At 38.8% G+C, this 13,138-nt stretch carries 6 protein-coding genes and 1 pseudogene; all 7 read right to left on the reverse strand.

What is annotated here, in order from left to right; translation table 11 throughout:
• Nucleotides 1-44: 44 nt before the first annotated feature.
• Nucleotides 45-284, reverse strand: a pseudogene (locus C511_RS18525) (Eco57I restriction-modification methylase domain-containing protein); the annotation flags it as partial.
• A gap of 21 nt (nucleotides 285-305) precedes the next feature.
• Complete coding sequence (locus C511_RS0104995; protein WP_027317876.1) at nucleotides 306-4,223, reverse strand: Eco57I restriction-modification methylase domain-containing protein; 3,918 nt, start codon at nucleotides 4,221-4,223, stop codon at nucleotides 306-308.
• 3 nt (nucleotides 4,224-4,226) lie between these two features.
• Nucleotides 4,227-5,225 carry a hypothetical protein gene (locus C511_RS0105000; protein ID WP_024996407.1) on the reverse strand — a complete coding sequence of 333 codons (999 nt, stop codon included), beginning with the start codon at nucleotides 5,223-5,225 and terminating at the stop codon, nucleotides 4,227-4,229.
• A gap of 680 nt (nucleotides 5,226-5,905) precedes the next feature.
• Nucleotides 5,906-10,783 (reverse strand): RecQ family ATP-dependent DNA helicase, encoded by a 4,878-nt coding sequence (locus C511_RS0105005; RefSeq protein WP_027317877.1) that lies wholly within the window; start codon nucleotides 10,781-10,783, stop codon nucleotides 5,906-5,908.
• Between the two features lie 428 nt (nucleotides 10,784-11,211).
• Nucleotides 11,212-11,739: a hypothetical protein gene (locus C511_RS0105010; protein ID WP_024996406.1), complete on the reverse strand. Its 528-nt coding sequence runs from the start codon at nucleotides 11,737-11,739 to the stop codon at nucleotides 11,212-11,214.
• Nucleotides 11,729-12,442 carry an ImmA/IrrE family metallo-endopeptidase gene (locus C511_RS0105015; protein ID WP_027317878.1) on the reverse strand — a complete coding sequence of 238 codons (714 nt, stop codon included), beginning with the start codon at nucleotides 12,440-12,442 and terminating at the stop codon, nucleotides 11,729-11,731. The genes C511_RS0105010 and C511_RS0105015 overlap by 11 nt, the downstream gene beginning before the upstream one ends.
• The gene (locus C511_RS0105020; RefSeq protein WP_024996405.1) at nucleotides 12,439-12,774 is read right to left on the reverse strand and encodes a helix-turn-helix transcriptional regulator; all 336 of its coding nucleotides are present in this window, start codon (nucleotides 12,772-12,774) and stop codon (nucleotides 12,439-12,441) included. The genes C511_RS0105015 and C511_RS0105020 overlap by 4 nt, the downstream gene beginning before the upstream one ends.
• Nucleotides 12,775-13,138: the final 364 nt, after the last annotated feature.

The following is a 13,138-nucleotide window of genomic DNA, read 5'->3' on the forward strand; positions in this document are numbered from 1 at the left end:
ATAGAGATCCCATCTGGTATGCCTTGTTGGCTAAACAACTCATTTGCATTTGGATAAAATATTATTTTCCGTAAATGGGGGTCGTTGATTTGTTCTAAACCAAAGTTCCCTAAGCCCTTTCCTGAGCGATGAATCCATCGACCACCAGGATATATTAATGACGTATATCTTGCTATATTATCACTAATGATTTGGAAATGATGAAAGATGTTTGTTACAGCTCTTTGTCCGTTTTCTGTATCCTTCTTTGCTACAGTTAGCTGATATGGTGGATTTCCTATAATAGCATTTTAAGGAAGTCCCTATCAGCCTAAAGGCTTGATGATGGACTCGATATATTCACGCTCGTTTCGTGTAAGGGCATATAAATTATATAGTTCCTCGTCAGTCCAATCTTTTGCAAAATCTTGAAGTGGGACAAAGCGAAAAACATCCTTGCTAATCATAATGGACGTCATAGATTGTAGCATCAAGAAACGAACAAATTTAGTGGAAAGATAATGCATTAGATGCTCAGCTTTCTCTTCTTTCTCAAATTGTCCAATACAAATATAGGTTTCAGCGCAAATTTCTCCAGCCCGCATAACCTTCATTGTAGCTGGAATGATCTGATAACTGCCATCAACATTAGGCTTGTTTCCACCAGACATCGCCCTCGTTGTAATAACATTGTACGTGTCTATTGCATCCTTACATCTAGATACCTTTGAACGAGCAACATATCCAACGCCATCACTATGAATAAAGCGAATACTGTCCTTGAATGGTTCAGATTCGCCTCTTATATATGTTCGGAAGCCAAAGGGGTTGGACGGAAGAACTAAAGATGAAAGGCTTTTACTATTGGATAGGTTAGTTTTGCGGATAATACTAATAGACAAGTTAGACCTCACAAATACTGGATATTCGTTCAACTTTCTTTCCATCTTGTTACGTTGACCTCTAATAACATTGACGATATGGCACAAGCCCTTGTGCGTATCGCTCCATAGAAAATAGTTAATGCCACCACTTATTATGACCGTTGGAAAACATTCCTTAGAATCGGCATAATCAATAATTTCCACCATACGATTATCATTCAACATTTCATCACGATATTCGTTAAGACCACGCCCACCAGCGAACCAGCGTGATGGGGTTATCATTGATATATAATGAGGATTGAGTTTCTTTGATAATGTGACGAAGTGTTGATATACAGGCAACGCACTTGCGCTGTTTCCTCCATCCATTACTTGGTATGGAGGATTTCCAATAACTGCATCCAGCTTCATGTTGTCAGTTTCTTTTAGATTCCAGAATTTCTTTCCATTGCGGAAGGTGTTTACTACGAGGTCAGAGTACTGGGTTATGTTTTCGATTAAGTTCTTATAATACTTAGCATTCACAGTTGTGTCACGGAAGCCAGCCAAGGTACGACGTGTGATACAGCGAGCCATCGGGGTCTTGCAAATGACAAGAATGTTGTTTTCAATGGTCAAGTCCCAGAGCTGCATGGCAAAGGCATGCCCTATCTCGCCATACTTTGCCTTGACAGTTTCTACTCTGGAACGATAGATGTTGTATGCCACATACAACGGGTAGAGACCACTCTTTGAGTTGATTTCAAGAATATGACTTTCAGGACGGAATACATTCCGTGTCACTTCTCCACGATCCACATAGCGTGGAACGTCGAGAACAGTCTTAAACTCTTCGTCATAGAAGCAATATCCACCGAGACAATCACTCATGTGCATATTGACCACACGCCAAGGTGTGAGAACCGTTTCCTTGTCAGGGTTGCGGAAGGTGTTGAAAATTCCGGCTATACGTTCAATCCGTTGCTCAATAGTAAACTTGTCAGCAATACGTGCCATGGCACGTATGCGCTTTCCCGCTTCACGAAACACATCCTGCTCGTAGAAACGCTTGAAGTTTTCAAAGATTTCTTTGGTAACGCCCCTTGGCATGAACTCATCCCATGACTGATCATCAATGAGCGTAGAGAAGTTGTTGAGTGTTATCTCTTCATCTTCATTAGTAAGATCAGCACCGAATATCAGCAATGGCATTCGGATGGATATACCACGAAGTATGCTAATGGCCTCTTTCCGTTGGTCGGTACGCTGGTTTAGTTCGTCAAGACGAGCTTGTTCTTCAGGAGTGCGTTCACGTTTGAGCTTTTTCTCCAAACGTTCCTTTTCTTCATATTCCTCATTGGTAAATCCCTGCTTGTTTACGTTAATGTCGTCAGAATTCGCCATCGCTTTTGTCTTTCCAATCTTCACTTTGAGGTCTTTGAAAGCAGCAAGGTCAATGTCGGTCAACTTCAAAAGTTCATCACTATAGAGTGCTCCATCCTCGAAGCCGCATTGTACTACCTTTTCAATCTGAGCTTTCTTTAATTGTCCCATCATTGTCTTCACATCGTATGGCTTCATCTGACTACCCTCAATAGATATAATCGGACAGAAGTTCAGAAAGTCGCCTAGTGCACGTCTATCTTCGTCAGTAGTCTTTCCTACCTTGGATGATACTTTCGCCACTTCTGCGAGTACACGAAGTGTACGATCAGGTGCAAAGTCGAAAGCGTAACACTGTTCCTTTATCCGTCCTTTATGCGTGAATGGTGTCTGTACACGGAATATTGTCTGCATGTACTGTGCAGCTGACGTGCTATAAGAACCTGTCATCATAAATACGGCAGTCCACGGTTTGATGCTTACGCCGGTTGTCAAGCGTCCGCAAGACAAAGTAATTGTATATGTTTGGTCGGGATCGGGACCGATGGCTTTATTGACCATCTGGAGTGCATCGACGCTTTCCTCATCCTGGTCGCCGTCACCAGCCACATTGACGATTTCAAAATTGCCGAAAACAGGATGTGTCTTGAGTTTTGCACTCAACGCTCTTGCAGACTTAACGCCAGGGATTACCCATAATGTATGGCGGAATATGCGTCTGTAGTTATCATTGGAATAAGGATAAAGGCTATCCTTGTCGTCCTTGCAGAGCAGAGTAAGGAATTTGTTAATATCCTTTTCGTGGATGAATGTGTCATCATCCTTTGTGCGGAAAAACTCTCGGAAGTTGAAAGCCTTTTCATCGTCTGAGTAGTCGCTCATCAGCGTACCAAGGTCATAGGTATAGATATTGATTGCTGGCAGCGACTCATAGGGATTGGGGTCGCCCATGTGGAGCAAATCCCATTCGATTTTTGCCTTTTGCTCCATTATATAGTCCCATGTAAATATTTCATCTTCTGAATAATCATCAAGAAGATTGAATGGTGTGCCAGACAAGCGTAGTACCTTAGTGTTCTCACCTGTCAATTCAGCGATGACCGTCTTGCCAAGTTCGGTTAGTGTTCCCTCATGAGCTTCATCTACGATAAGATAATCCCATGTAGTGCAGAATATTTCATTATTCTTATCAAACTTACCACCGATAATTTCAGAGCCACGCATATCCTGCATGGAGGCGAAATATACATACTTGTCGCCTTTCTCGGCAAGGTGTTCAAGTGATTTAAAATCTTCTCCCTTTGTTCGTGAGCCATAATGATAGTCGGGGCGGTCGCAGAATATCTTCCCGAAATCCTCAAACCATCCTTCATCAACCACTGGTCGGTGGGTGACGATGATGGTGCGCTTCATTGCCATGTCTTTTGCCACACGAAGAGCGCATAATGTTTTACCAAAGCGCATCTTTGCGTTCCAAAGCATCCGGTTATTGTGACGGAATTGCTTCTTTGTCTTTTCCACGGCAGCATCTTGTTCGGGGCGCAACACGATAGACATTTGTATTTGGCCGATGTCACCTGGATGAAGGCTCGTTTGCCCGTGCTTTACAGCGGTAATGGCTTTCTTAACCATTTCAAGATTACAGCAATACCATTCATTACTGCCCTTTACTGTCTCGAACACTTTTTTCTTTATCCCAGAACGTTCCAATACGCTATGTACCTGTTTATCATTGAAGGAGTGAGCTGTACCCCCCTTGATGTACAATGTCAATTCAGTATATAGCAATTGGTATGCAATGCCTGCAGTCTTCGTATATTGGTCTATACGTTTTCGGGCAGCAACATTTAGTGACTCACTATTAGGAGATGGTAAATCACCATCGTCCTCGTCTAAGGTGGTTTCGCCAATCTTCAGGCAGTCTTTGTGCCATTCGTCACTGATGGCAAAGACATATATCAACCGAGATTTCAAAGAAGATTCAAATGTTGCCATATATTACTTTTTGATTAAATCAATGAATCTGATTTTCTTATTATTCTCGCCAGTCTTGGGGTCTTTCAGCCCCCAGTCTCTTATTTGGCAGTAGATCCCATTGTGACCTATATAGGTTTCTTCTTTACAGCCTTTGCAGAAAACAGTGTTTTCCACTTCACCAAACAAATTGTGTTCAACGATTTTGATGCCATTTTTGCAACTGCCGGGTATCACACCTTTCAAACCATCCATCTGCCACACATTCCATGATATGATATAAGCGATATATAGGATAGACCTAAGTAGTGGTTCTTTACCAAACTTTGCTTGATAGTATTCAATGAAGCTTGTGAGCAGAGCTTCACGTGCTAGAAGAAGATTGTCACCTTGCCATTCAAAAGCGTAGATATTCTTGTAGGCCTCCTGTGCCATCTCCAACCATTCGCCACTTGTTTCTGTGTTTTCACTGATGACACGCAGTTTCCGATCAAGTAAACCTATTCGCTCTTCCACGGGAATGAAATCACCTGTGGTTGTATCGTAGCGGCTTACAAGGTAAGGGCCTTCGCCACACGTGATTTCCATTCTTGTGGCACGGACATACTGTTTCCATGTTTTCCCTTCTGGAAATTGTATTGGTCCTACCGTTGACTTCCAAGTCTTCGCGTGCGTATCTTCCACATTGAAGGCATCCTTTCTGCCGAACCACGCTTCATCAACAAGATTATTTTGGGCGTTACATACCCAAGATGGGGTGAACACTTCGGCCATATCCTTTGTACGTCCAATCTGTTCTTCTTTAGATTTGATCGCACGAGGGCGTATCATCATGCCATTGTTTCCTGTAATTTTGTCAATGGTAATGGTTTCATGATACTGAAAGCCATCACCCTTATCGGTGTAGCTATCAGTAGCCCAAAAGATGTTCTCATGAGTTGTATGGTCTTCCAATAGCTTCTCCAACGTTTCTGGATAGCGTTGGAAGATGTCATTTTCACTTATATCAACGTTGTTGGACATGATGTGATATTCTTTTAATGGGTGCTAAGATACTCTTTTTCCTGCGAAATCCATTCGATTGCCTTAAATTAATAAAAGAAAAACGGCACGATTCTGCGCATTTTTGGTGGTTAATTGTTCACCTTGCTTCCCTTTTTGATGGTGGTATGGTATTACTTGGTATTCACAAATACATAAATCTCTGCATACCAAAAAAATACCTGTCTTGTTATATATAAACATTGATACAATAGGGAAACAAAATAACCTTCAGTAATGAATATTGTTAATTGTATTATTGGGCAAATATAACTTCCATGTGATAGCAGGAAATCGATTCCGCGGAAAACTGGGGCATATCGCCAATTGAAATGGTTACTAAAAAGACAAGAAACTATTAATATGGATGTGGATAGATGTTCCATTTATAACTTGAATACTGCTCTTTATTCTAAGGCAGAATAATGATCTTTGCATTTAGATAGCTGATGCTTTTATTTGCTATTGCTTAGAATTAGAATATAAAGAAACACGGAATAGGTACCTATACACTCTATAAGAAACCTATTCTGTTTTTCTTATCACTTTACAGAAGATTAGGAACTGGTACTATGTGATGTCTACATGATGGGAATGATTGTCTGTCTTATTGGCTCTTAGCGTGGTTGATATGAAATGAAAAGGTTAAATCACGCCTTAAATCACAAAGAAAGAACTAAATCTGCTAACAGAACGGCTGTTTCAGATTCATCTTTTTGTGCGTCTTTGGGTTTCCATGCTACAATGAATCGAACGGATGCGGATTTTACTTTATAACCTTGTTCCTGCCATCCCAACAATGTGGTCTGCATGTTTTGTGATAACTTTGCTACAGGTTTATTGGTTAGTGTGTTATACAAGCAGAAATTGTTGTAATTTAAAGCATCGCCACTTCTTAAAACCAATACTTCTTGTTTAAGTCCTTTGAAAAAACCTAGATTGACATCTTTATGAGAAAGTTGTAGAACAATTTCTTCGGGCATGGTATACTGTTGTTGGTCGTCAGTATATCGGTCTACACCTAAATGATTAAAGGAAGAACTATTTGTATGCACAAACAGTCTATTTTTTGCACGGGTCATTCCCACATAGTATCGACGCATTAGATGGGCGTCCTTCGAATAATTGTCAGATATGAGCATATATACGTCATCAAACTCTCGACCCTTCGCTTTATGAATAGTAGATACCACAACATCTGTACCTGAAACATCACAGAAATCTTCCAACGATGACTCCAATATAAATTCTTTGAAATCACTAAAATATTTTGCTTTGTTAGTCTGTTCAAACAGTTGTACGCAACGTTTTATATACGTCAAACTTTGACTTTTCTCATAAGCGGCAAAGGTGACGCGTTTGGCATCTTCCCATAATGCATCCGGAATTAAGGGTGTCTTTACACGTTTGTCAATGTACTTCCAAAAATATCTCACTTCAACTAGGTTCCAGAATGGGAAACCCTCCATAGATTGTATTAGTTTACTATTAATGCCTTGTTTTCGCAGAAGAGCAACTAGAATTACAGCTTCTTCGTTTGTTTGGGTGAGCGCACACGAATTGTTATTATTCATCTGATTGTGAATCAATTCTTCAACTAGTGGCTGATACATATACTTTGATTGATGGCGTGTCACCGCCACCCAACCATCTTCTTTTTTCATTGAGATAATTGGCGTACTTTTCATTCGTTGACTAATACCTTGCACAAATTCGTTGGCGAATTTAACCGGATGGTGAGCACTGCGATAATTCTCAGTCATTTCAATAAATTTGCTTCCGGGTTCTTGCGTCAACTGATACATATACCTAGAATCAGATCCACGAAAATCATAGATGTTTTGATCATCGTCACCTACCGCAATTATACGCATCTCCTCGTTTCTAGTCATGAGAGCCTTAACAAGTGCATGTTCTTCAATACTCATATCCTGAGCTTCATCAATGACTAGTACCGTCTTTCCTATTTTGTTTGGCTCTACTTCTCCTTGATCAATCATATCGGCAGCTTTTGACACAACGTTTTTGGCTGCCTCAAGATTTCCTATTCGACCCAAAAGATCAAAACAATAAGAGTGAAATGTCTTTATCTCGACAAAATGAGCGGCATTGCCTATCAGTTCCATGAGCCTCTGTTTGAATTCCGTAGCGGCAGCTCTTGAAAATGTTAACATCAGAAGTTGTTCGTGTTTTACATCCTCGAGCAGTAGAAGTGATGCAAGCTTATGTACCAATACCCGAGTCTTTCCACTACCGGGACCAGCTGCAACGACGATGCAGCGCGAATCTTTATCGGAAATAATTTCCATTTGGCGTTGAGATAGCTGGCCAAACAGTTGTTTGTATTTCTGAGGTGTCAAGTTGCGTTGTATTTCACTTACTCTTTCTTCTTTGAAGTATTTTGAGACAAACTTTTTGTAGTCCATCTGGAAGTAGTCTTGAACGTACTGTAAAGCTGAATTGTAATCTTTTACCATTAAATTGGCATATTCGCCCACAATATGCACTTGCTGGATTTTCTGCTTATAGAATTCATTAAGCATTCGGTAATCATCTTGTTTATATCTTGATTTGCTGTCTTTTATTCTTTGTATATTCATCGCATTATATAGAACCAAAAAACCGCCTTCGAGTTTGAGAGCACCGATTTTCGACAGATACAGAAGTGCTTCTTCCACCTCTTCCAACTGCAGATTATTGAATCCGCTGAAAAGAGATTGAGAGTTTGATTTTATTTGATTTAAAAGTTCTACAACGGAAAATTGAACAGGTTTGTTCTGTGAAGTCCCTTTTGCCGTTTCAGCAGCTAAACGATATAACCATTCGATAGTAAAATGACTTATTTCCAATCGTCTTTCAAAACGCTTGGTGATTGATTCCATGTCTGTCAGACGATGGATTTCCATATTACGGTTTGCATCCTCTTTCTTGCGAATATATCCTTTGACAGTGAGGAAGTAGAGTAGTGTCCGAATATCTTTTTCTGTGGATGTAAGGATGCTGTCATTTACAGCATTATCATTCAGTTGTTTGCATGATATCCGCAAAGAATCGTCAGGAATATGATTGAGTATGTATCGTTCCAGTTTCCCAAAACGTTCGAGTTGTGTCCACGATTTCCGTTCCGAACTACCGACATCCAACAGATAAGCAGATATATCTTTACTGTCCGCTAAAATACCTTCTTGTCTCATTCGTTCTACAGCTGATATGACTTCATGCTTACTTATTCCCAGTATGTCTGCAAGATAATCAATTCGTGATTCAGCTTCAGAATCTTGAGCCTTAGCAATATGTTTCTGAGAAATCAGTGATTTGATGATGCGTACAGCTTTATCTATTTCATCAAGGCCAAATAATAGCGAGGCTGATATCCGCTCTCTTGCTTCATCCATGTTTTTTACTGTAATACCTGTTGCATATACATGGGGCACGTTGTTCCCTCTTACCAAATATCCACTTTGCTCCAAAGCAGCCAAAGCTGTGCGTACGCGGGTTTCAATATCGAACACTGAATCATCCCAGCCTGCCTGCCGGGCAATCTCTAATGCAGAACAGCTCACTCTCATGCGTTGCCTGGTAAGATCTTTTATAGCTTTCCATATCTGTTGAATTTCGCTAATACTTAGTTTTGTTTGGTTCAACAGTATAAAATGTTTGTCAAGATCATTGTCACTATAAAGCACATAGCAACGTGCACTGAGGCTGGGATCACGACCAGCCCTGCCTGCTTCTTGAACATAATTCTCTAATGAATTAGATATATCGTAATGTACCACAAGACCGACATCTTTCTTGTCAATTCCCATACCGAAAGCTGACGTAGCTACGATGATGTGTACTTGATCATTCATGAATGCATCTTGGTTTGCAATCTTTTCATCAGAATCCATTTTGCCATTGAAAGGCAATGCTTCATAACCGTCATGGGTTAACTTGGCTGCTAGCTCTTTTGTGTGTTTTGTGCGTGATACGTAAATAATTGTTGGGCAATTATGCTCACCCATAAGACTCCTAAGTTTTGAGTATTTATCATGATCATTTTCAGCATGTATCACGGAATAGCGCAAATTTGTCCTTGAAGCCTTTGATGCGAACAACTCCATATCTAAATTCAACATCTGTTTGAAATAGTCACAAATATCTTGAACGACTTTCTGTTTGGCCGTAGCAGTGAAGCATGATATGGGTATCGGATTCTTACATCGTTTTTTCTGTTGGTATTTTCGTATGAATTTCCCTATGTAGAGATAATCAACTCTGAAATCCTGTCCCCATGAGGAAAAGCAGTGGGCTTCGTCTATTACAAATCTCACGACATGGCGTGCCATCAAAATTTTCTCGATGGTTTTTGAACGAAGCATTTCAGGAGATATATATAAAAGTGAAGCTTCTCCATCTTGTACTCTTTGTATGGATAGCGCTCTTGTGATAGGGTCTAACAGACCATTAATGGTTACAGCATCAGTAATACCTCTGTCAGCAAGATTATCTACCTGATCCTTCATTAGCGATTGTAATGGTGAAATAATGACTGTAAGTCCATGTACTGAACGGCCAGACATGAGTGCCGGTAATTGAAAAGTAAGCGATTTTCCACCACCCGTAGGGAATATTGCCAGCAATGACTTACCCTTTACTGCTGCTTCGGCGGCTTGCTCTTGAAGCGGTTCACCTTCATAGGTACGGAAATGTTCATATCCAAAGAAAACTTTTAAGTTATGGAGCACATCCAGTTGGGTATTACAATAAGCGCAATTTTCATTGCAACTGGTATGACGCAGAAGCTTCACGATAAATTCAACGTCAGGATAATTGTAAAGTACCCATCCGGGAGTAATGGAGCGATAGTCGGTAGTGTCTATTAGCGCCAATGCGTATGCAAATTCGCATGGATGTTGCTTGATCAGCATGTCAATATCTGCATGTCGGCAAATTTTTCCCACATAAAGGTCTTTTACGAGTTCAACTAGTCCTTCATTGACGTGTTCAGCACCCACCATGCTAAGAAATCCTTCAAACTCTTTCTTATCCTTTAGTATAGATGCAAACAACTTGCGCTTTTTGTCCGACAATGAATTCCATCGGGCTATTTCGTCCAATAGCAGATCTTTTGCCTTTTCGCAATCGTTCACAGGATTATTTATCTGCTCACTTATCAGTTTGTCATCTTTCAGCAACCTATGATAAGGGCGTTCCGGAAACAATAAAGGCGAGATATAAAGTGTATCGACTAGAAACCAGTGACATGGTTGATCTATGAACAGGTATTTAGCATCATGATGAATTATATTGTGTCCGCAGATATAGTCCGTACCATCAAGAAAATTAAATAGTTCCTCTTTAGAAGTTTTATGGTAGGTTGCTCCATCGTGCCGGAGTGCACCTATATCATGAATTTTATGATCTTTCAGGCCAATTTCAATATCTATAATGACATAATTGGGGAGGTCATGTGGTGCAGATATAATTTTATGACTGATTACATTGTTTGTGTTCTCAGTATTTCTGATTCCTAAGAGTCGGTTCCATATTGACATACTTGTTCAATATAATAAGGTGTTTTATAATTTGAATTTATAATGTATCTGCATGTTTTTCAACTTGTCGTTTGGATAATACAACCCAACATCATTTACAAAGATATGGATAATATCCAAAAAAATGTGACTTTGAGCCAAATTGATTATGTTGTAGAGCGAATATGTAGTACTTCTCCGAATGTTTCATCCAAATAAGATGATTGATTGTAACTTTTTTGTTTTTATGCACGAATAATAAATAGTTTTGTTTAGTTTTAAGTGAATAATGACTAGAAATAGATAAATACCTATCAAAAAATATAAGAGGAGCGTAATTCAATGAGTTACGCTCCTCTCTTTTATTTCTTGTGTTTAACTATCGTTCGTTTCGTAATTTGAGTTATATTCGTACCGGTACTTCTTTGTTAGACGTTGTGATACGTTAATCAGATTATAACTGAACAAGAATACTTTGATATATCAACAATCGGTAATATACTGCCTTTAGCTATAACCTGTTGAATAAATGAATCACATTCCTGTTTTGTCATCTTCTTCCTTATATAGGCGTAATATAGAAAATCAAGCGTTGTTAAATAGGTGATATCATGTGATTCACAATACTCTTTGATGTCTTTGAGATTGCTACTTCCTAGTACATCGTGATTCTTATAGCAATAAATCATGCAAGCACTTTCTCCCTTGCCTAGAGTCTTCAATAACAAAGCGTATTCTTTCATCATGGAACCGTTAGGTTTGAATTCAATTATTTGAATCTTGGAAGTCATGAACTTAGATATGTTATCAATGAAAGTTTTAGTCTGTGGGTTTCTAGTTAGCTCTGCATAAACAACATCAAGTATCAAATATTGATATTCTGGAAAAATATCGAACAGGATAGTAAAACAATCACCTTTCATGAAATGAATGACAACATCTGAATCAAGTACAATTTTTGTTTTATTATTTGCCATTGTAATCCAATTTGTTCAAAAGCTCAATATAATGGCCTTCCGATATTTTACCTGCATCAAAGAGAATACGAGCTTTTTCACCAAAATCACCGACAATTAGATTTTCATTTCCTGGCTGATAAAGGGAGGTGTCATATCCATATTCACGTGCAGACTGAGTAGCCGATATCTTTAGTAATTCTTCTTTTGATGCCTTGTTGATGAATGACAAATCACTTAATCTGTTTAGAAGGGCTTGGCGTGACACAGAATAGTAGTGTTCTATTCTCAATACAGAAGCCAAAGTCACTTCGCCTTTTTCAACTTCATTTTTTGATAATAATTGTAGGATCCCATCTTCTGGCATCAGTAGAATGGAAGCAAACATATTGGCTTGTTGCTCAATTGGATTTTTTGATCCGTTACTTAAGGTACATTTATGTGGTTTTGGATTCTCTTCTATAAAAAGGTGGAACAACTCATGGGCAATAGTAAAATGTTGTCTTCCTTTGGAATGATTGGAGTTGATAAGCATGAAACGATGCGAGGAAGAGTCTTTTAAACTCATTCCACAGAAATCATCCGACAATGGACGGAATATACTAACAACTTTCAGTTTAAGAAGTAAGCTCTTTAGGTTGATGGCATCTGTATTTCCTAATCCAACATCTTGGCGGAATTTTACAACCATCTGTTCGATCAATCTTATTTGATTTGTTCTCATAGAGATGCTACTAATTGGTCCATTTTGATGTAAGATTTAACAATATCTTTAAAATGAATAATCTCTTGTAAATCATTACTATTAAGATCTTCTATTCTGAAAGCTGTTGCCAAAATCATGTCTTCAGAAACATTTTCTTCAAAGAATACATATAGCTCGCAACCGAATAAATCTGCTGCTTTCTCCAATAAATCCAATGGCATTTCACGTTCCCCACTTTCGTAATTGCTATAAGCAGAACGGTTGATTCCGAGAGCTAAAGCTATTTCTTCTTGAGTGAAAGCTGAAATAGATCTTATTTTCTTGAGGTTATTTCCTACGAGCTTATTCATGGCTGTTTATTATTTCGTGGTTCTTATTTCCGTGGCAAATTTACTGCTTATATTTATATATGTATAATCTTGCCACGGATTTGTTTTGTGTTTAACACTTTCGTATGTGGTTTTGTTGGTTATTAGAATACTTTTTAATTAGTATCCATTTTAAAAGTCAATTGGGAGCCAAAGTTATAGAAATGTTCTGTATTTCATTACTCTCACCTTCACTTAAAAACGCCTTTATGTTTTTCAAAAACATAAAGAGCTTTTTTAAAAACATAAAGAGGTTTTCAGCAGAACCTAATAAAGCTGTAAAATGTTGAATAAGTATATAATTATTATCCTGTTATTGTCTTTAAGCGAACAAATCTTCTACTCA

This window comes from Bacteroides graminisolvens DSM 19988 = JCM 15093 (genome assembly GCF_000428125.1).
GTDB lineage: Bacteria > Bacteroidota > Bacteroidia > Bacteroidales > Bacteroidaceae > Bacteroides > Bacteroides graminisolvens.

Coding starts and splice junctions, on each gene's coding strand:
- C511_RS0104995 (WP_027317876.1), bottom strand. CDS start 4,223: ATGGCAACATTTGAATCTTCTTTGAAATCTCGGTTGATATATGTCTTT.
- C511_RS0105000 (WP_024996407.1), bottom strand. CDS start 5,225: ATGTCCAACAACGTTGATATAAGTGAAAATGACATCTTCCAACGCTAT.
- C511_RS0105005 (WP_027317877.1), bottom strand. CDS start 10,783: ATGTCAATATGGAACCGACTCTTAGGAATCAGAAATACTGAGAACACA.
- C511_RS0105010 (WP_024996406.1), bottom strand. CDS start 11,739: ATGGCAAATAATAAAACAAAAATTGTACTTGATTCAGATGTTGTCATT.
- C511_RS0105015 (WP_027317878.1), bottom strand. CDS start 12,442: ATGAGAACAAATCAAATAAGATTGATCGAACAGATGGTTGTAAAATTC.
- C511_RS0105020 (WP_024996405.1), bottom strand. CDS start 12,774: ATGAATAAGCTCGTAGGAAATAACCTCAAGAAAATAAGATCTATTTCA.